This is a genomic window from Limosilactobacillus gorillae (assembly GCF_001293735.1).
In the GTDB taxonomy this organism is placed as follows: domain Bacteria; phylum Bacillota; class Bacilli; order Lactobacillales; family Lactobacillaceae; genus Limosilactobacillus; species Limosilactobacillus gorillae.
Genome location: NZ_BCAH01000014.1, coordinates 12,918 through 32,125 on the forward strand (window position 1 = coordinate 12,918; position 19,208 = coordinate 32,125).

Annotated in this window: 15 protein-coding genes and 5 tRNA genes; 1 reads left to right on the forward strand and 19 read right to left on the reverse strand. The window is 49.2% G+C overall.

Annotation, left to right across the window (positions count from 1 at the left end):
* Nucleotides 1-54: 54 nt before the first annotated feature.
* Nucleotides 55-1,392 (forward strand): C1 family peptidase, encoded by a 1,338-nt coding sequence (locus tag AOQ57_RS02520; RefSeq protein ID WP_093624910.1) that lies wholly within the window; start codon nt 55-57, stop codon nt 1,390-1,392.
* 90 nt (nt 1,393-1,482) lie between these two features.
* On the opposite strand, the gene AOQ57_RS02525 is transcribed toward AOQ57_RS02520, so the two are convergent.
* The 19 genes from AOQ57_RS02525 to AOQ57_RS02615 all read right to left on the reverse strand — a co-directional run bounded on the left by AOQ57_RS02525 (nt 1,483) and on the right by AOQ57_RS02615 (nt 19,184).
* A complete protein-coding gene (locus tag AOQ57_RS02525) occupies nt 1,483-2,358 on the reverse strand; it encodes an alpha/beta hydrolase (RefSeq protein ID WP_093624912.1) in 876 nt (291 codons plus the stop codon).
* Nucleotides 2,359-3,039 (reverse strand): 2,3-bisphosphoglycerate-dependent phosphoglycerate mutase, encoded by a 681-nt coding sequence (locus tag AOQ57_RS02530; RefSeq protein WP_093624914.1) that lies wholly within the window; start codon nt 3,037-3,039, stop codon nt 2,359-2,361.
* Nucleotides 3,040-3,224: 185 nt separating this feature from the next.
* Entirely contained in the window at nt 3,225-4,196 is a 972-nt protein-coding gene (locus tag AOQ57_RS02535; protein WP_093624916.1) for a beta-galactosidase small subunit, read from the reverse strand.
* Nucleotides 4,180-6,060 carry a glycoside hydrolase family 2 TIM barrel-domain containing protein gene (locus AOQ57_RS02540; RefSeq protein ID WP_093624918.1) on the reverse strand — a complete coding sequence of 627 codons (1,881 nt, stop codon included), beginning with the start codon at nt 6,058-6,060 and terminating at the stop codon, nt 4,180-4,182. The genes AOQ57_RS02535 and AOQ57_RS02540 overlap by 17 nt, the downstream gene beginning before the upstream one ends.
* Nucleotides 6,061-6,236: 176 nt before the next feature.
* Nucleotides 6,237-6,321: transfer RNA gene (locus tag AOQ57_RS02545), tRNA-Leu, on the reverse strand.
* A gap of 50 nt (nt 6,322-6,371) precedes the next feature.
* On the reverse strand, nt 6,372-6,827 hold the full coding sequence (locus tag AOQ57_RS02550; RefSeq protein ID WP_093624921.1) for a SprT family protein: 456 nt from the start codon (nt 6,825-6,827) through the stop codon (nt 6,372-6,374).
* Entirely contained in the window at nt 6,820-8,997 is a 2,178-nt protein-coding gene (locus AOQ57_RS02555; RefSeq protein WP_093624922.1) for a Tex family protein, read from the reverse strand. The genes AOQ57_RS02550 and AOQ57_RS02555 overlap by 8 nt, the downstream gene beginning before the upstream one ends.
* A gap of 9 nt (nt 8,998-9,006) precedes the next feature.
* Entirely contained in the window at nt 9,007-9,837 is an 831-nt protein-coding gene (gene nadE, locus AOQ57_RS02560; RefSeq protein ID WP_093624924.1) for an NAD(+) synthase, read from the reverse strand.
* 10 nt (nt 9,838-9,847) lie between these two features.
* On the reverse strand, nt 9,848-11,308 hold the full coding sequence (locus tag AOQ57_RS02565; RefSeq protein ID WP_093624926.1) for a nicotinate phosphoribosyltransferase: 1,461 nt from the start codon (nt 11,306-11,308) through the stop codon (nt 9,848-9,850).
* Between the two features lie 28 nt (nt 11,309-11,336).
* On the reverse strand, nt 11,337-12,038 hold the full coding sequence (locus AOQ57_RS02570) for a GntR family transcriptional regulator (RefSeq protein ID WP_093624928.1): 702 nt from the start codon (nt 12,036-12,038) through the stop codon (nt 11,337-11,339).
* A 128-nt stretch (nt 12,039-12,166) separates the two neighbouring features.
* Nucleotides 12,167-12,880, reverse strand: coding sequence for an aspartate/glutamate racemase family protein (locus AOQ57_RS02575; RefSeq protein ID WP_093624931.1), 714 nt, complete (start codon nt 12,878-12,880; stop codon nt 12,167-12,169).
* Between the two features lie 83 nt (nt 12,881-12,963).
* The gene (locus AOQ57_RS02580; RefSeq protein ID WP_093624933.1) at nt 12,964-13,605 is read right to left on the reverse strand and encodes a hypothetical protein; all 642 of its coding nucleotides are present in this window, start codon (nt 13,603-13,605) and stop codon (nt 12,964-12,966) included.
* Between the two features lie 57 nt (nt 13,606-13,662).
* Nucleotides 13,663-13,734 (reverse strand) — tRNA-Gln (locus AOQ57_RS02585).
* A gap of 9 nt (nt 13,735-13,743) precedes the next feature.
* A tRNA-Tyr gene (locus AOQ57_RS02590) sits at nt 13,744-13,826 on the reverse strand.
* A gap of 76 nt (nt 13,827-13,902) precedes the next feature.
* Nucleotides 13,903-14,748 carry a metallophosphoesterase gene (locus AOQ57_RS02595; protein ID WP_093624935.1) on the reverse strand — a complete coding sequence of 282 codons (846 nt, stop codon included), beginning with the start codon at nt 14,746-14,748 and terminating at the stop codon, nt 13,903-13,905.
* A gap of 96 nt (nt 14,749-14,844) precedes the next feature.
* On the reverse strand, nt 14,845-16,341 hold the full coding sequence (locus tag AOQ57_RS02600; protein ID WP_093624937.1) for a peptide MFS transporter: 1,497 nt from the start codon (nt 16,339-16,341) through the stop codon (nt 14,845-14,847).
* A 235-nt stretch (nt 16,342-16,576) separates the two neighbouring features.
* Complete coding sequence (locus AOQ57_RS02605) at nt 16,577-18,808, reverse strand: LPXTG cell wall anchor domain-containing protein (protein WP_093624939.1); 2,232 nt, start codon at nt 18,806-18,808, stop codon at nt 16,577-16,579.
* 183 nt (nt 18,809-18,991) lie between these two features.
* A tRNA-Thr gene (locus AOQ57_RS02610) sits at nt 18,992-19,064 on the reverse strand.
* Nucleotides 19,065-19,111: 47 nt separating this feature from the next.
* Nucleotides 19,112-19,184, reverse strand: a tRNA-Asn gene (locus tag AOQ57_RS02615).
* Nucleotides 19,185-19,208: the final 24 nt, after the last annotated feature.

Consider the following 19,208-nt stretch of genomic DNA (forward strand, 5'->3'; position numbering starts at 1 on the left):
CCAACTAAATTTCGTATTATAATGAGCCCAGAATAACCAAAGGAGCTAATGTACATGACTTTTTCAATTTCGCCAGCCGACCTGACCGCCTTTCATGAGGACTACGCCGGACGCAAAGAAAGTGCCGTTTTGGAACGGGCCGTCACCAAAAACGGTGTTAAGGCTGCCAGCTTTGACTGGCACGCACAAGCTAATAATGACCAGCACTTCTCCATTGATCTATCAACGGGTGACGTTGCTGATCAAAAGCAATCTGGCCGCTGCTGGATGTTTGCAGCTTTAAATACGATGCGCCATGGTATGCAGGCTAAGTTCAACCTTCCTGATGACTTCGAGCTCTCCCAATCCTACCAATTCTTCTGGGACAAGTTCGAAAAGGCTAACTACTTCTATGAAAACGTAATCGCCACGGCTAACCTTCCCCACGATGACCGCAAGGTAGCTTGGCTAATGGAAACCCCGCAACAAGATGGAGGCCAGTGGGACATGCTGTGTGCTTTGATCGAAAAGTACGGAGTTGTACCACAAAGTGCCATGCCCGAAAGTTATAACTCTTCACAATCACGGGAAATTAACGCCGTTTTAAATAACCAGCTTCGCCACGACGCCATTATCTTACGGCGGCTGGTCCAACAAAACTACGCCCAAAGTCATATCAATGATCAACGTCGGCAGATGCTTAATAACATTTACCGGATGTTATCCTACGCCTTTGGTGAGCCTGTCACCTCCTTTGACTTCGAATACCGAACTAAAAAGGATCATGAATTCCACCGTGATGCTAACCTTACCCCGCAGGACTTCTTTAAGAAGTACGTTGGTTGGAACCTGGATGATTACGTCTCAATTATTCAAGCTCCAACTAAAGACAAGTCCTACCACCAGACCTACACGGTTGATATGCTCGGGAACGTAGTTGGCGGCCGGCCGATCAAGCATTTAAACCTGCCAATGGACGAGTTCAAGGCCCTGGCCATTAAACAGCTGGCGAATGGTGAAAGCGTCTGGTTTGGCTCCGACGTTTCCAAATATTCAGAAACCAAGCTGGGACTGATGGCTCTGAACACGTATGCTTACGAGGACCTCTTTGACACCCAACTGGCAATGTCAAAAGCCGACGCACTGGACTACGGCGAATCAATGATGAATCACGCCATGGTTCTAACGGGTGTTGACCTGGTCGACGGTAAGCCAACTAAATGGAAAGTCGAAAACTCTTGGGGAAGCAAGGTCGGCGAAAAGGGTTATTTTGTGATGTCCGATAGTTGGATGGACAAGTACTGCTACCAAATCGTCATCAACAAGGCCTACTTAAGCGATGAACTTCTAACCGCTCAAGCCCAAAAACCAGTGATCTTAAAACCATGGGACCCAATGGGAACCTTGGCCTAAGACCTAACTTAATAATTAACCCCTTGGTCAACCAAAAAGAGGCTGCGACAAAATGTCACAACCTCTTTTTTAGTATCATTCTTATGCGCCTTATTCGGCAACCGGGTGGTCAATTGGTTCCAAGAACTTAGCTGCGTGGTCAAAGATGGCCTGGCTCCAAAAGTCACGTTCGTGGTCAGCCCCGTGTACTCGGACTCCATCAACCTTAACGTGATGAGCTGCCAGAGCATCATACATCTGTTCCATCTGTTGGTAAGGAACAATCTGATCCCGATCCCCGTGCATCAATAAGAATGGTGGATAGCTCTTTCCCTCCTCAATCCGGTAAAGGGGGCTCATTTCACGCTTGAGATCGGCCCACTTTTCCCGGTCGCTACCAAAAAGGGCAGTTTCCAAGACGTCGGTACCAACAACACCCCGGGCATGCTCAAAGGTGGCTGCTACATCGGTTGGCCCAAAGCAGGATACCACGGCATTAACCGCGTCTGATTGATCTTGGTTAGCAGCGGTCTTGTACTGCGGATCATCCCCCGTCAATCCTACCAGCATAGCAGCATTTGCTCCCGATGAGGTTCCCCAAATTGAGACCCGTTGCGGATCGATTGCGTACTCTTCGGCGTGGGCCCGTAAGTAACGGATGGCCGCCTTAACATCGGTCAAAAAGGCTGGGAAGGGATGACCATCTAAGGAGTTCTGGTGCTGAACCGTTGCCACCACATAGCCCCGGTGAACAAACTGGACCAGTTGCGGAATCTCCTTCCCCATAACTGGTAATTGCCAGGAGCTCCCCTGAACAAAGACAATCAGGGGCCGTGGGGTCATTTGTGTAAGCATGTAGCGCTGAGCCCACGGAGTTAAAAGGCACATGTGCTGGGCTTCTCCACCGGCTGCACCGTAAACCACATTTTCAATTAGTTGAACTTGACCCGTTAAGGCCGGGTTATTATTGAATTCTTGAATTGCCATCTAATATCCCTCCGTAAGAATTTCTTTGTGCAGTATGTTTAAGTGATCGTCAACTTGGTAGATGATCGGTTCCCCATTGGGGACTTCCACTTGATCAATCCGGTCAGCACTAATTCCTTCCAGGTACTTGACCAGCGCACGTAAAGTACTGCCGTGAGCCACGATCAGCTGGTTCTGGCCAGCTAAGAGACGCGGAGCCACTTGATCCTGCCAGTAGGGAAGAACTCGTTCTAAGCACATCGCCAGACTTTCAGCCAGTGGCTCTTCAACCCCTAAGCGATCATAACGGCGGTCGTGATCCGGGTGAGCTAGCTTAGGTGGAACCGCCCAAAAACCCCGGCGCCAAGCATGCAGTTGGGCTGTCCCTACTTCTTCTTTGACGACCGCCTTATTAAGGCCACTTAAAGCCCCGTAATGACGTTCATTAAGGCGCCACGTTTTATGAATTGGCAGTTCCAACTGGTCAAGTTCATCTAAAATATAATTTGCGGTGATAATCGCCCGCTTCATGTAGGAGGTATGAACATCGTGAAAAACAAGGCCTTGGTTGGCGAGCATCTTTCCGACCGCCTTCCCCTGGGCAACTCCCTTGGCCGTTAGCGCAACGTCACTCCAACCCGTGAAGCGGTTATCTAGATTAGCCTGGCTCTGCCCATGCCGAACCATCACTAACTGTGTCATCCTATGACCCCCTCACTCTCTTATTCTTTCATAATAGCGCAATCCCCCGTTAATTTCCTGGAAAATTAAAAAGGAATTTATTTACGGGGGAAAAAAAAGGAATGACACCGAATGAATCCATTCAATGTCATTCCAAACTTCACCAAAACACCTGGTGTCTAATATTTTTATGGCACTTCAAATTATTACAGCCCTTGCTGCCATGGAATGATTCTAAAGGAAAATTCATGGTCGACTGTTGCATCAATATGGTAACGTTCCTCCACGTCGGCTCCCCACGAGTCAATCCCACCGACCCCGCGAACTTTGCCGGCAATCACTAGGACCGTCCGGTGCGCTGCCGGTAATTCTTCGGGGTGAGTGGCATTTTCCAATTCTTCACTCGTATATGGTAGGCATGAGAAGTTTAGGGTCCCCTTCTTCGGGGCCGCAAAGCGCAAGCAAAACGGCGCCGGATTTTGATCAACATTATTTAAGGTCGTAGATCGGTTGACCTGTACCCACTTGGTGGCCATGTGCATTCCATTTTCTTGTGGAACCAGGTATGGAGTTACTGGCAGGCCATCCACGTGGTAAGTTCCCTCAATTCCGCCCATCATTCGGTCAGGGTAGGTTTCACCAGACAGCCCTTCGTAATCAAAGCTATCGGCAGCTGTTGGCATGATCATTCGCCAACCAAGCACCGGCAGGCCCGGTAAGCCTTCTTGACCAGTGTAATGAACCTTAACCTTGATCTTACCACTTGGCTTAACCGTGTAAGAAACTTTGACCGTCGTGGCCGGCACGGTTACGGTCTGATAGGTAAAGGTGATCTTAACCTTCTTGGCGTATTCATGGTTAGAATAGCGGTTCGTCTCTGGAGCCAAGGGGAGCTTCTTATCTTTATCGTCAACCTTAAGGGTAATCTTCGTGCACGGCATAGCATAGTCGCCAGCCAGCCACTGGGCCGACCTAACGTTAAAGCCATTTCCCCGGTCATTATCGGTCGTGGCCCGCCAAAAAGTTGGCCGAGGCCCACGGTAGAGCCATTCCTTGCCGTTAATCTTAAAGGATTCTGGTCCTCCCTGTTCGTATGAAAAGAGGTAGTGGAAGTTCTTTCCCCCTAGCCCGAGGAGGTTATCATCGTAGACAACGTGTAGCTTATTTGTGTAATCCATAGTAGTATTTCACCTCCTGCATGGCCGGTTTTGGACTCCGGTTAGCAAAACAGATTCCGTCTCCTGAAAATTCATTATCAGCGTGGTGGTCGTCAAAGTCACCTCCGTAACGCATCGACTTTTGGCCGGTCACGGGGTCAACAACCTCAATGGCTTGGTCAATAAAGTCCCAGATAAAGCCCCCACAGTATTGGGGATACCTATCCAGCAATTCAATGTAGGAACCCATTCCCCCAACGGAATTCCCCATCGAGTGCATGTATTCGCATTCAATGAATGGTTTATCCGGGTTATCCTTCAGGTATGCTTCAACATCCTTTGGCGACAAATACATCCAACTTTCAAAATCGGAAATCCGCTTTCGATATTCCTTGGTATGAACAACTCCCTCATAGTGGACGAGCCGGGTTGGATCAACCGCTTTATAATAGTCATTCATAGCCAAAATATCATCACCAGCATAAGATTCGTTCCCCACCGACCAGAATAAAATTGACGGATGGTTCTTGAAGGTTTCGTAATTGCTCTTAGCCCGGTCCAAGACCGCCTCTTTCCACTGTGTCAGAGAACCTGGTACGTTATAAGATGGCTCATCTTGACCAGACTTCTGCCAGGTGGCGTGTGTTTCCAAGTTATTTTCGGCCATCATGTAAATTCCTTCGCGGTCACACAGGTAGTACCACGGAATCTGATTTGGATAGTGACAGGTCCGTACGGCGTTGATGTTGTTTTCTTTGAAGGTGGCCAGATCGGTGTGCATGTCCCCTAGGGTTACGGACCGGCCCCGGTGGCAATTCCACTCATGACGGTTTACCCCGTTAATGATCAGACGGTGGCCGTTTAAACGCAAGACGTTATCCTTGTCAATTTCAACCTTCCGGAAGCCGAACTGATAAGGAATCACCTCGACCACCCGATCGGCGGCGTCACGAACCGTTAGGGTCAACTGGTAAAGGTACGGGTGGTAGTTATCCCACAGGTGAACATTATTTAATTGAACTGGCGCCATCGTCCAGTTTTCATCGGCCTTTAACCACTGGTTAACTACCGGCGCCCCGATTTGATCGTTCACTTCAACCTGAACACTCCCTGGTTGGCCGGTCATCTTCAAGGCCAGCCCCAGGTTCCCAGTCTGCATATCATCAGCAAGCTGGGCATCAATCTTTAAGTCCTGGACGTGAATCTCCGGCTGGGCCACCAGGTTAACATCCCGGAAAATTCCAGATAAGCGGAACATATCTTGGTCTTCCAGCCACGAAGACGTAGCGTGCTTATAAACCGCTACCGCTAATAGATTGTCACCATCAGCCAAATAGGGCGTCAAGTCAAACTCAGACGGGGTAAAGGAATCCTCAGCGTAGCCAATGAAGTGACCGTTAAGCCAAACGTACATTGCCCGCTCAACCCCCTCAAAAACAATGTGAACGTCGTGACCTTTCAAGCCCCTTTCCAGGGTGAAGTGACGAACGTAGGAGCCAACCGTGTTGTCTCCCCCCTTGCTAAAGGAACCTTCCTCCTTATTGTCGCCAAGGGCATAGGCTGGACGCCGGTAGATCTTTCCGGTCCATGGCATGGTAATGTTGGTGTAATTGATTTGGGCAAAGTTGTTCAGCTCAATTTCGCTTGGGACCTCAATCTCACCAAAGTCACTGCGATCGTAGTCCAGCTTGTAAAAGCCTTCCGGCCGTTCCATTGGATTGTTGGCAAACTTGAATCCCCAGCGCCCGTTTAGGCTTTGAACATAGGTACTCTTCTCCTGGTCCGCTTCCGTTTGATCCCGGTAAAACCGGTGGTCACTATGGGCCGGTAGTTGATTAACCCGAAAGACACGCGGGTCGTCCAACCATTTCAGCTTTGCTTCCATAAAAATAACCCTCCTTAAGTTTTCGATACAGTTATGATAACGGTTTCAACGGAAACTTAAAAGGGTTTTTCGTAAAAGTTTAGTAAATATTAGGGTTGACTGGCCACAGCGCCCTATCAAATTTAGTTGTAAGCATACAAAAAAAGCCCTCAGCATCAGCCGAGAGCTTTAAGTAGTGCGGCGAAGAGGACTCGAACCTCCACGGTCTAAACGACCACAAGATCCTTAATCTTGCGCGTCTGCCAGTTCCGCCACCGCCGCATCAACAAATAGTATCATACCAAAGATACTACTTGTGTGCAAGAAGTTTTTTAAATTTCTTCAAAATGGTGCCCACACTGACGACAGATAAAGCGAGTGACGTTGAAGCGGCGGTTACGCCCAATGATCTGCTTGCACCCAGTGCACCGGTAACGGTAATGGATAATGGCTCCTGTTGGCCGGCGCCCCTTCGTGGTTGGTGGCGCGTATCGACTCCCCCCAACCTGTTTAAGTAGCAAGCGAAAATCCCTATCACGGTGTCGATAGCCTCGCCCGCTCAAATGCAGGTGGTAGTGGCATAGCTCATGTAAAACGACCTTCTTTAACGTCGCCAAGTCATATTCCTCATACATCAAGGGGTTAACGTCAATATGGTGGTCAGCCAAGTGATAGCGCCCCCCAGTCGTCTTCAAGCGTTGGTTAAAGACGGCCGAATGCTCAAAGGGCCGCTTAAAGGCCTCTTCAGACCATTTTTGAACCAGTAGTTGTAATTCCCGGTTAGTCATGGCTAACTTCTTTTGGTGGTAGCATCGTTAGCTGAATACGCTCGCGCTCCTTATCGACGTTGTGAACCCAGACCGTTACGATATCACCAACTGACAAGATGGCGTGAGGATCCTTAGGGTACTTCTTAGCCATCCGGGAAAGGTGAACCAACCCGTCATGCTTGACCCCGACATCAACAAATGCTCCAAAGTCAACCACGTTACGAACGGTTCCCTCTAACTCCATGCCCGGCTTTAAGTCGTCAATCGTCATAACGTCCTTTCGTAAGAGTGGGGCTGGCATCCCGTCCCGGAGGTCTCGCCCTGGTTTTTGCAGAGCCTCCAAAACGTCCTGGACCGTTTCGATCCCCACCGTTTCACTAACAAAGTCGGTCGGGGTGACCTTCTTTAACCGTGCATTGGCCTGATCGGTTCCCAATTCGTCAATTGTTACCCCAGCCGCCTGTAGGATGGCTTTAGCAACCGGGTAGCTTTCTGGGTGAACGTCAGTGTTATCGAGCGGGTTTTGCCCATCGACAATCCGTAAGAAGCCCACTGCCTGCTGGAAAGCTTTAGGTCCCAAGCGGGGAACCTTCTTTAACTGGGCACGGTTTGTGTAGGCTCCGTTTTCGTTTCGGTAAGTAACGATGTTTTGAGCAGTAGTCTTGTTCAAGCCCGAGATTCGTTCCAGAAGCTGGTAAGAAGCAGTGTTCAAGTTGACCCCAACCCGGTTAACGGCCCGTTCAACCACCGCATTTAACTCACTTGTCAATTCCTTTTCGGGTAGATCATGCTGATACTGACCGACCCCGATGGCCTGGGGGTCAATCTTAACTAGTTCGGCCATCGGGTCTTGCAGGCGGCGTCCAATTGAAATGGCGCTCCGTTTTTCAACCGTTAGGTCTGGGAACTCCTCGCGGGCAGCTGGTGAAGCCGAGTAAACCGAAGCCCCGGCTTCGTTGACGATCACGTAATAGACCGGGCGGGGCAGTTTTTGCAAGGCGGCCGCCACGAATTGTTCTGACTCCCGGCTAGCCGTCCCGTTACCGATTGCCACCGTTGAAACCTGGTAATGTTCAACCAGTTGTAAAAATTCGCTTTCCGCTTGGGATCGTTGCTTTTCTGGGGCTGGTTTGTGGGGATAAATTACGGCGATCTTTTCCACCTTGCCATGCGGATCAAGGACCGCTAATTTACACCCAGTTCGGTAAGCTGGGTCAAAACCCAGAACTACCCGGCCTTTTAACGGTGCCTGCATCAGTAGATGGTAAAGGTTTTCTCCAAAGACACTGATGGCTCGCTCATCAGCTTGGGCCGTCAGTTTAGCTCGAACCTCACGCTCGATTGCCGGACCCAAGAAGCGCTTGTAGGCATCCTTAGCCGCCTTTTGTACCAACTCAGTGGATGCGTTTGTTTGGTGACCCCGAATTAAGCGAAAGCTCAGGTAATTTTCTACCGTCCCAGGGTCAGCTACCACCTTGACCCGAAGAATTTTCTCTTTTTCCCCTCGATTAATGGCAAGGGTCTGATACGAGCTCAGCTGGCTAACCCGGCTGCTAAAGTCGTAGTACTGCTTGTACACACCCCGCTCATCAAGCTCTTCGCCTCCCTTTTTAATGTTGACTTCAACCATCCCATGTTCGGTAGTGTAGTTACGCAGCCAGCTCCGTACCGTCGCCATTTCGGCGATCCCTTCAGCCAAAATTTCGTGGGCACCGTCAAGCGCTGCCTGGGCGTCTTCAACATCATCCTTTACATAGCGGCTAGCCTCTTCAAGCGGATCGGCATCCTCATACTTTAGGAGCCAATTAGCCAGGGGCATTAAGCCGTTTTCCTTGGCCACCTGGGCCTTGGTCCGGCGCTTTTGCTTGTAAGGAAGGTATAAGTCTTCGACCGCTGCCAGGTCATCCGCTTGCTGAATTTTCTTCTTAAGCGAATCGGTTAGCTTACCGGCCTCTTCGATTAACTTAATCACGGCCCCCTTACGGTCAAAGAGCTCCTGTTCCTTTTTGGCCTGGGTCTGAATAGTCTGCAGTTCAACTTCGTCTAAGGAACCGGTAGCTTCCTTGCGGTAACGAGCCACAAAGGGAATCGTATTACCGTCATTCAATAGCTCCAAGGCTACCTGTACCTGATGGCCCTTAAATTGGGTAAGCTTTGCCTGTACCCGAGTTAATACTTCTTGTTCCACGTGTTGATCCTATCCCTTCCACCAGGTATCGATTGGGGCAACTGGCATGTGACGCTTGTGGCCGGTCCGTTGGTACCAGGACTCGATCTTTTCAGCTGCTCCTTTGGAAACCTCTTTACCTTCCAGGTAGTCGTCAATCTCTTTGTAAGAAACCCCTAGGGCCTGTTCGTCTGGCAGAGCTGGCCGGTCTTCTTCTAGGTCAGCAGTTGGTGTTTTCTGGTACAACAATTCCGGGGCCTTCAAGTATTCTAACAGTGCCCGTCCCTGGCGCTTGTCTAGTTGCGACAGCGGAGTTACATCAGCACCCCCATCGCCATACTTAGTATAAAATCCGGTCACGGCCTCGGCAGCATGGTCAGTACCAACTACGGCCCCGTGGGTTTCCCCGGCAATCGCATACTGAACGATCATCCGTTGACGTGCTTTGATGTTACCCTTATTGAAGTCTGAAATCTCGGTCCCGGCCGCCTCAAGCGTCATCACCATGGCATCGGTAGCTGGCTTAATGTTGACCCTGACCACCTTATCTGGGCGAATAAAGTCATTAATCGACATCATCGCGTCGGATTCATCAGCCTGTTCCCCATACGGTAAGCGGACGGCAATGAATTGGTAGGCATCATTCTTGGTTTCTTCGCGTAGCTCTTCAACCGCCAGCTGGGATAGGCGACCGGCTAATGAGGAGTCCTGGCCCCCGGAAATCCCTAGCACCAAAGTGGTTAGCTTGGTTTGCTTCAAGTAGTCCTTCAAAAAGTCAACCCGACGCCGTACCTCGACTTGCAAGTCGATGGTCGAGAGCACCTTAAGGTCTTCAATAATTTGTTCTTGCAACGGACGCATCTAAATCCTCCTAAATCTTATCAACGTAATCGTGAATTTCTTTTATCATCGCCATCTTGTTGTCGTAACAACGCTGGGAAAGGTCAACTGGGTAGACCTCCGGGTTTAAGTCCCGTTTATATTCATCCCATAACCGATCTAAGTGGGTAGCCCGGGCTTGGCGAATCTCAGCGAGGCATGGTTGGTCGTAAACCAGTTTCCCATCGACAAAAATATCTTGCAAGAGCGGTCGGGCCACAAAGTCCTCAACCGTCTTGTGCAAGAAGGTGTAATTAGGGTCAAACATGTATAGGGAATCTAACTTACGCGGATCTTCATCGATTAAGGTAACGTAATCCCCTTCACTCTTCCCATCTTTACGATCGGTGATCCGCCAAACCTGGTGCTTACCTGGCGTTGACATCTTAGAAACGTTATTGGACAGCTTCATGGTATTAACCATCTGGCCATTTTCATCCTCGACTAAGGTCAACTTGTAAACTGCCCCCAGTGTTGGCTGATCATATGCGGTGATTAGCTTTGTTCCGACGCCCCAGGAGTCAATTTTAGCTCCCTGCATCTTGAGGTTTAAAATCGTCTTTTCGTCTAACCCGTTGGAACAAACAATCTTAGCATCTGTAAAGCCGGCCTCATCAAGCATCTCACGGACTTTCTTGGATAAGTAGGCCATGTCCCCAGAGTCAATGCGGACTCCCTGAAAGTTGATCCGGTCGCCAAATTCCTTGGCTACCCGAATTGCATTAGGCACCCCGGAACGTAGGGTGTCAAAAGTATCGACTAAGAAGGTGCAGTCATGGTGTGTCTCAGCGTAGGCCTTAAAGGCTTTATACTCATCCCGGTAAGTCTGCACTAGGGCGTGAGCGTGAGTACCGGAAATCGGAATCCCGAAGAGTTTACCGGCCCGCACGTTACTGGTCGAATCAAAGCCGCCGATGTAGGCCGCCCGGGTTCCCCACAGAGCTGCATCAAATTCCTGGGCCCGGCGCGAACCAAACTCCATTACCGTCTGATCACCGACGATGGACTTAATCCGCGCTGCCTTGGTGGCCACCATAATCTGGTAGTTAATGATGTTTAAAAGGGCCGTCTCCACAAGGGTCCCTTCCATAATCGTCCCCTCAACTTGCAAAAGGGGTTCTTGGTTGAAGACGAGTTCCCCTTCAACGACCGAGCGTAGGGTCCCCTTAAAGCGAAAGTTGGCTAAGTAGTCCAAAAAGTCATCGTCAAACTGACCGGTTTCCCGGAGGTAGTCGATGTCACTCTTTGAAAAGTGGAGGTTCTTTAAATAGGTGATGATGTGCTCCAGCCCGGCAAAAACGGCGTACCCATTTTCAAAGGGCATCTTACGAAAGAAGGCTTCAAAGACGGCCTTCCGCTCCGCTAACCCCTCTTTAAAGTAGGTTTGCATCATCGAGAGTTCGTAGGCATCGGTATGTAGCGTGTAGCTATCGTCAGGATAGTTATGATCCATTATTTTTCCTCATAAATTAATTGGGGTCCTACTTTTCTAAAATGAATTCAAAGCGGTTACCCACGTACTGCGTGTGAACGTATTCGAAGGGGCGCCCATCTTGTAAATAAGAAATTTGCGTCATTCGCAAAAGGGCGTCCCCTCGTTTAATGTCTAAATACTCGGCAATCTTTTCGGTGGCATTGGTTGCCGAAATCTTTTGGGTGGCGTGCCCCGGGTAGAGGTGAGAACGCTCGGCTAGTGTCCGGTAATAAGAGGTTGTGACCTCTTCCTTTGAAAAATCAGCAACTAGCTGGGCGGGAATTGTCGCTACCTCGTAACAGATTGGAACCCCGTTACCATACCGGATCCGTTCCATGCGTAAGACCTGCTCATCACCGCTTAGTTGCAGTTTTTCCATCTCACTTTGCGACGGAATCGTCAGGTGGTAAGAAATTGTCTTACTGGACGGAACCTTACCCATCCCCTTCATCAGGTCGGTAAACGAGGTGACCCCAGCCATCTTTTCTTGAACCTTACGACTGGCCACAAACGTCCCCGAGCCAACCCGGCGTTCCAAGATCCCTTCATCAACGAGGGTTTGAATCGCCTGCCGCAACGTCATTCTACTAACGCCAAACTCGGCGGCCAGTTCGCGCTCGGCAGGAATCTTTTCACCGACTTGCCACTTGCCACCTTCAATGTTTTCCCGTAATTGGTTATGAATTTGAATGTATACAGGTGATCCCATGTTTGCTTCCCCTTACTACGCTAGTCAATTTAATATGTTTATTCTAACACCGTCAATATTAGCGACCAAATTTTTAGCAAATAAAAAAGGGGCCGGCCAACTGGTCGTGCGCCCTAATATTTACATTGTTACTTACCCTTTTGTGACTTCATGGCCAATTCCAGGGTCCGATCAGCAATAATTGACTGAGAGTCAGCTACCGGATAGGTTGTTTCCGGATTCATTTCCTCAGCATAAGACAGTTCAGTGCAACCAAGAATAACCACATCGGCGCCTTGTTCTTCAATCATCTTGCGAACAAGCTCGTGGTACTTGGCTCCATCTGAGTGTCCAGCTTCTTTGATGTCGTGGTAGATCAAGTCCTCTGTCGCCGCTAAGATTTCGGCAGTCGGCTTAATTTCCTGGTAACCAGCTTCCTGAATGTAGTGGTCGTAAATTCCCGATTCGATCGTTCCTGGTGTGGCTAAAAGGCCGACCTTTTTGGCGTCTGGCCTGATTGTCTTGATCGCCTTAACCGTTTCTTCCAGCATGTTTAGAATTGGAATTTCGGTGGCCGCCTGAAGGTCCTTGTAAAAGTAGTGGGCGGTATTGCAGATTAACACAAAGAATTCCGGCTTTAACAGACTTTGCTGCTGAACATCTTCCACTAAGAAGGGAACTGGGCTCTGTTTTTGGTGGTCCAAAATCCATTCAGTCCGGTCCGGAACCGTAGCATGGTTAACCACGATGTAGTCCAGGTAGTCTTGATCCCGGTTGGTTGGGGTCCTTTGATCCAAAATACGCATGTAACTTTCAGTTGCTAGGGTCCCCATCCCACCAAGCACGGTAAAGAACTTTTGCATGGCGTACGCCATCCTTTCTACTCATCAATTGATATTATTGTGTCTATCATAACAAGCCCCCGCCGATTCGTAAACGTATATGATTAGACCTTTACTAAGTCTAAAAGCCACTGGGTGGTCCCGGGATCTAGGTTACTCGGCATGGTGTAACCAAGCGGTGCCATTAAGGCTCGTACCTTTGACCAGTCAACCCGGTTATCTTTTAGAATCGTTGCTTGCAAGCCGTGGGCCAGCTGGGTGGCTTGCTCTGGACCGGTTGGCTTATTTAACAGGGTCAGCGCCGCTATTTGGTGGGCTAACTTAGTACTGACTAGTTCGTTAAACTGGGTAATCGTTGGCATATCGACCACCAAGAGGCGGTCCGCAAGGGGGATGGCTGGTAACTCCCTACCCAGAAACCGGCCAAGCAGATCCCAGTTGATCCCCACCTGCATCAAAAACTGCCAGGGAAGCTGGGCAAGCATGTCCACCAACAGCTGGTTGAGCAGGGATTCCATAGAGATCGTCCCACCAGACAAGCGCCCCGCCAGTTCCTGTAAAAAACGTTGACAACTCTCCCGCTGGTCGACTTTGATCTGTCGACGAATGGTCAGAGCATAGCGTACCAACAAGAAGTCCTCCAGCTGGTCCTGATCAATTAAACGGTCCTGACGCTTGACCTTGCCGCCACCATTTTTGATGCGTACCTGTTTGCGCGCACTTGCATAATGTCCTTGCTTAGGCATAATAAGCCTCCTTTTTACAACAAAAAGCCGTCCCGGAAATCCGGAACGGCTTGTTAGTTGGGCTAGCTGGGTTCGAACCAGCGCATGACGGTACCAAAAACCGTTGCCTTACCACTTGGCTATAGCCCAATAATAAAATGGAGGAGAGTGGATTCGAACCACCGAACCAAAAGGAACGGTTTTACAGACCGTCGCGTTTAACCAGACTTCGCTACTCCTCCGAAAAGGTAATGACTGTTTAGTAACAATCAACGAATATTATAATACCGAACCTTACCGCCAAATGCAAGCCCCTTTTTAAACTTTTTTGTCCAAATCGATAATTTTTGTTTTCCAGGCCCACTGTTCCATGAAAGTGGGACGTTGCCATTCATTCATGCGCTTCTTATTAACCCCTACCGCCGGATTTGAGTAGGTTACTTGGCCGTGGTCAAAGTCTGGATGGACTCCGTGGAGGTGGCCGTAGTAGGCCACTTTAACAATCCCGCTGTCTTCTAAGAGATCCCCTAATCGGTCAGACCCCATTAGGGCCTGGATCATTTGAAAGGACCGCTCCATCCGTTCTCCTACCACCTTGGCGGGTCTTTTCATCAGAGCTTGATGCCGGGGAGCAAAGTGGGTTAAAAAGAGCACCCGTCGCCCCGCTGCTTTGGCGTCTTCTAGCTGACCGGCAACTTGATTTAAAACCAGGTCCATCCGGACAGAATCGCTCATGGGTTGATCGATGGCTGAGTCAAGCCAGTAAACCCGCTTCCACTTTTCAACTGCGGCGGGCCAGTCAGCAAGGCTTGAAAAGCCGTAATCGTACCAACCATTATTGCCAATGATTCGCCAGTCCGCCCCGAGGTCAAGAAACTGGTTATGAAAGTAGCGGGGGTCATTGTTCTGCTCAATTTCTTGAAACTTTACCCCCTTAATCATGTCGTGATTCCCCGCCAGGTAGTGGACGCCCACCTTAGGTAAGGCCAGTTGTAACTGGGCGAAGTATTCCTTAGTCCGTAAGAAGTCGTTGAACAGATCTCCCAAAAAGAAGTAGTGGCTGATCCCACTTTCTGACAGCCACCTTGCTTGAACTTTCAAAATCTCCTGAACGTCGACACGGTTGACGTCCAAGTGATTATCGCTGCTGATTGCCAGTCGCATTTTATCCCCCCTTGTCACGATCTCATTATGGGCGCTACCGTTTCATTTAACAAGAAAAGCGCCCCCGAAACGAGGACGCTTGAAAAGCTATATTAATTAGTCGATCCCTTCCATCAAGGCGTGGATTCGCTTGACGAAGAAGAAGAGGATGATCCCAAAGACGATGGAAACTAGCCCAATGGTCATGAAGTATGGGACTTCGGTAGCCGAAGAATAGTACTTAACGATTTGGGCATTAACGGCTTGTCCGGCAGAATTTGCCAGGAACCACATTGACATCATTTGGGACTTGAAAGCCTTTGGTGCCAGCTTAGTGGTTACCGACAGCCCAATTGGTGAAATCAGCATTTCGGCGATTTCAACGATAAACCAGGAACCAACCAGCCACAACGGAGAAACCCGGCCGTCGGTACCATAGAGCATCCCAGGAATTGCCATCCAAACATAGGAAAGACCAGCGATGATCAGACCGGCGGTGAACTTACCAGGGGCACTTGGTTGGTTCTTCCAACGATTCCAGAGCCAAACGAAGAACGGCGTTAAGATCATGATGAACAGTGGGTTCAAAGTCTGGAAGTTAGCGGCGGCAAAGTGCCAGCCCCCAATGTGAAGAATCGTCCGTTGTTCAGCAAACAGTGCTAAAACCACGGAACCGGATTCTTCAATTCCCCAGAAGATGGCCGCTGCAATAAACAGCGGTACGTAAGCAATCACCCGGGAGCGTTCCACCTTGGTAACCTTCTTGCTAGAGATCATCATGATGAAGTAGATGATTGGTAAGACAATGGCCACAAAGGTGATCAGGTTAATGATGTTAGTGATGTTTAATTGACCCATCGCTGCCATCAAACCTAAGATGACCGCCAGGGCCACAAGCCCAATGATCGTCCAGTTGATAATCGGACGCAGGCTTTCCTTGTCGATCGGGTCTTCCGGGTAGAGGCTATCCTTTGACAAGTACTTCTTACCGTCAAGATAGTATTGGACCAACCCAAAGAACATCCCAATTGCTGCCAGGGAGAACCCAGCGTGGAAGTTCTGTTCCGTCCCAAAGAGGTGAAGGCCAAAGCCATTTGCTGCCCATGGAACTGCCCACGGGGCAACGGCAGCCCCTAAGTTGATCCCAAAGACAAACATTGAGAACCCGGCGTCCCGGCGGTTATCGCCCTCCGCATAAAGGCCCCCGACCATTTCGGAGACGTTTGGCTTTAAGAGACCAGTCCCGCAAACAATTAGGAAGATCGAAGCGTACAGAGCCGGAGCACCAAATGGCAATGAAAGGGCGATGTGCCCAAACATGATCAAGACCCCACCAATAAAGACGGTCTTCCGTGATCCCCAGACCCGGTCAGACAGCCAGCCACCGACCACCCCGGATAGGTAAACCAAAGAACCGTAGATGGACATGATCGAAGCCGCCGTGGCTTGGTCCATACCTAGGCCACCCTTGGTAACCGCAAAGTACATGTAGAACAGCAGGATGGCTCGCATCCCGTAGTAACTGAACCGTTCCCACATTTCAGTGAAGAACAGCGTCGACAGACCCCGTGGTTGCCCGAAGAAGGCCGTGTCGGTATTCTTTTGATTATCCATTCATTTTCCTCCCATTTCATATATTCAACCGGCAAAACGGTTTTATTTAGAAATGAATTTACATTAAAAGTTAAATCACTCTCATTAACCTCTAAAGCAACACTTAACATTATAGACTAATTTTTATGATCTTGCCAATTTATGGCAAATTTTCTCATTTTTAATTTTAGCCACCCAAAAAAAAAGAAGGCTCATTAGGCCCTGTGACCCCATGAGACTTCCCTTAAATATTAATTTATTTAGTTAATTCTTTGCGCTTCTTTAATCCATATAATCCAGCCGTCGCTCCGAACATCCCCAATCCGGCTAGGGCAATCGCACTGACCTCTTGAGTATCATTACCGGTTTGCGGTAAACGTTGACTATCCGTTGCATTGGCAACCGCTACGGTGGTCGTCACCGCCCGGCTACCGGCTACAGCCGCGGTTGTCTTAATTTCAGTTGCTACATTAACTCCCTGCTTGGTTATGGCCTTGATTTGTTGATCAACCTGTTGAGCAATCGCTGCCCGGTTTGCGGCCTGTTGGGCAGCATCTTGGGCTAAGGCATGCTGAGCTTCCGCCTTGGCCAGAACCACCTGGGCCGCTTCAAGATTGCTAGTAGCCACTTCTAATTGGGCAATCGCCCGGTTGTAAGCTAACTTAGCATCGGCTAGTAATTGGCTGGCATTAGTTAATTCAGTAGCCCTATTCTGAAGGGCAACTAGCTTTTTCTTCGCCGCCGTCAGGGTCTCTTCAGCGGAAGTAAGAGCAGCTTGAGCTTTAATCAGTTCATTATCCGCACTAGCTAAAGCGGCCTGCTTTTGGTTGGCCTCTGCCATAGCCGCTTGGTAAGCTGCTTGAGCGCTGTTCAACTGTGCCTGGGCGGCCTTAATAGCCGCTTGAGCACTGGTCCCATCACCCTTCAAGGCATCAACCTGGTTTTGGGCGGCTACAACTGCATCCTGAGCCTGAGAAAGCTTGTTCTGCAGGCTTTGTAAGCTGGCTTGGCTGGTTGCTAAGGTCTCTTTGGCCTTAGCGAGCCTATCTTGGGCACTTACTAAAAGCGCTTTTCCTTCCGTTACTCCATTTAATTTATAAGCGTTTTCGGCTAGCTTATTTTCGTTCGTAGCGTTGAATAGTTCATAGTGAATGTAGCCATACTTATCAACCGCCACTCCAACGTAGACGTTATTAAAGTTAACATCCGAGATTTTTCCGTTTTCAGCGAGGGATTTGACGTGACTCCATTGGTTAGCACCCCCATCATTAAAGAGCATCGTAGCGATGTCAGAGTAAACGGCGAAGAAAAGATTATTTAGGGTCGTGGTGGCCGTAGTAGCCTTACCGTGGACCCAGGTCGTTAACCCGGAGCCGACATCTTCTCCCATGTTAGCATTGATCTCGTTAGCGTAATTGGTAAGGCCAACCGTATTGTGACCCTTACCCTCACCAAGGGTAGCTCCAAAAATATTCCAATTGGCATCGTTGTAATATTTTTGAATAAAGGCCAGGGCCGCTGTGTTTGCGTTGGCACTGGTGCTAAAGGCAGTTAACCCCTCCTGGTTGCGTAAACGGTTAATCAAGTTAGTTGCATAAATAGCTAGGGCCGCTTGAATCTCAGAACTATTTGGATCCACTTTTACGTTCAATTTATCATAAAACTTGAATTGTTTTTGTAATTCAGTTACGTAATCGGCACCCCCAGCCGCTTTTTCTAAGGCAGCATCATTTTCTGCCGTTGGGTTCTTGATATAAGCCTTTAAGGCATTAATGTAAGCCGTGGAAAATGAGATCATGTTGACATCTTGATTAGCTTCCGCTTCGCTTAAAGCCGCCTTGGCTTCATTTACGGCTGCTTGGGCGCTGTCAACAGCCGCCTGATCCGTAGCAACTTTTGCTGCTTGGGATGATACCGCTGCGCTAGCCGTACTTACCGCACTTGTTGCAGAAGCTAGGTTCCTATCAGCCGTTGCTTGATCGCTTGTTAGCGCTGCTTTGGCCGCACTCATAACGTTAGAAGCCGATGCCATGTTCGAAAAAGCGGAAGCAGCGCTGGCCGACGCACTGTTAGCCTGTGCTTGAGCGCTATCTTTGGCTACAGATGCTGCGCTGACCACAGCAGACCGGTCACTAACCGCTTGGGAAGCCGCGGAAACTTCCGCTGCTTGGGAGGCCACCGCACTATTAGCTATGTCAATATTAGCGGAAGTTGCCTGGGCCTTATTTGTAAATGCAGAGTCTAATGCAGTAGAAGCTTGACTAACGTTGGCGGAGGCGCTAATTACGCTGTCCTGAGCGGAATTAACGTTACTCTCAGCATCATTAACAGCTGCCTGCGTCCTTTTAACACTATCACTAGCCGCCTGATTCGTTGTCGCCGATGATGGCTTTGTATCTGCGTAGGTTGTGTTAACCTTCCCCACAACTCCTGTTACCGTCGCAACCCCCACCAAAGCCGTCAAGCGAACGATTTTCTTCTTATCCATGTTAGTCTCCCTCCACAATCAGTAATTAGTTTAATTTATATTTAGTATACAATGAATAGTTTGAAAATAACTTTTGACATCAGTTTTTATTTAAAACTACGTTTGCTAATATTTAGTAAGAAACAAAAATGCCGTCATATCAAGGACATAAACACCCCTGAAAATGACGGCAAATTAAAAAAGTGCCAACTAGAGGAGTCGAACCTCCGACCTTCTCTTTACGAGGGAGATGCTCTACCAGCTGAGCTAAGTTGGCAAAAAAAGATGGTGCTGATGCTGATTCGCACCAACACCATCTCAGAACTCCGGATGCCAGACTCGAACTGGCGACAGCCTGATTAACAGTCAGGTGCTCTACCGACTGAGCTAATCCGGAATAACGCGTGGCAACGTCCTATCC

What these genes read in the sequence shown, in the direction of transcription:
- AOQ57_RS02520 (WP_093624910.1), top strand. Translation starts at nt 55, where the DNA reads ATGACTTTTTCAATTTCGCCAGCCGACCTGACCGCCTTTCATGAGGAC.
- AOQ57_RS02525 (WP_093624912.1), bottom strand. Translation starts at nt 2,358, where the DNA reads ATGGCAATTCAAGAATTCAATAATAACCCGGCCTTAACGGGTCAAGTT.
- AOQ57_RS02530 (WP_093624914.1), bottom strand. Translation starts at nt 3,039, where the DNA reads ATGACACAGTTAGTGATGGTTCGGCATGGGCAGAGCCAGGCTAATCTA.
- AOQ57_RS02535 (WP_093624916.1), bottom strand. Translation starts at nt 4,196, where the DNA reads ATGGATTACACAAATAAGCTACACGTTGTCTACGATGATAACCTCCTC.
- AOQ57_RS02540 (WP_093624918.1), bottom strand. Translation starts at nt 6,060, where the DNA reads ATGGAAGCAAAGCTGAAATGGTTGGACGACCCGCGTGTCTTTCGGGTT.
- AOQ57_RS02550 (WP_093624921.1), bottom strand. Translation starts at nt 6,827, where the DNA reads ATGACTAACCGGGAATTACAACTACTGGTTCAAAAATGGTCTGAAGAG.
- nadE (WP_093624924.1), bottom strand. Translation starts at nt 9,837, where the DNA reads ATGCGTCCGTTGCAAGAACAAATTATTGAAGACCTTAAGGTGCTCTCG.
- AOQ57_RS02565 (WP_093624926.1), bottom strand. Translation starts at nt 11,308, where the DNA reads ATGGATCATAACTATCCTGACGATAGCTACACGCTACATACCGATGCC.
- AOQ57_RS02570 (WP_093624928.1), bottom strand. Translation starts at nt 12,038, where the DNA reads ATGGGATCACCTGTATACATTCAAATTCATAACCAATTACGGGAAAAC.
- AOQ57_RS02575 (WP_093624931.1), bottom strand. Translation starts at nt 12,880, where the DNA reads ATGCAAAAGTTCTTTACCGTGCTTGGTGGGATGGGGACCCTAGCAACT.
- AOQ57_RS02580 (WP_093624933.1), bottom strand. Translation starts at nt 13,605, where the DNA reads ATGCCTAAGCAAGGACATTATGCAAGTGCGCGCAAACAGGTACGCATC.
- AOQ57_RS02595 (WP_093624935.1), bottom strand. Translation starts at nt 14,748, where the DNA reads ATGCGACTGGCAATCAGCAGCGATAATCACTTGGACGTCAACCGTGTC.
- AOQ57_RS02600 (WP_093624937.1), bottom strand. Translation starts at nt 16,341, where the DNA reads ATGGATAATCAAAAGAATACCGACACGGCCTTCTTCGGGCAACCACGG.
- AOQ57_RS02605 (WP_093624939.1), bottom strand. Translation starts at nt 18,808, where the DNA reads ATGGATAAGAAGAAAATCGTTCGCTTGACGGCTTTGGTGGGGGTTGCG.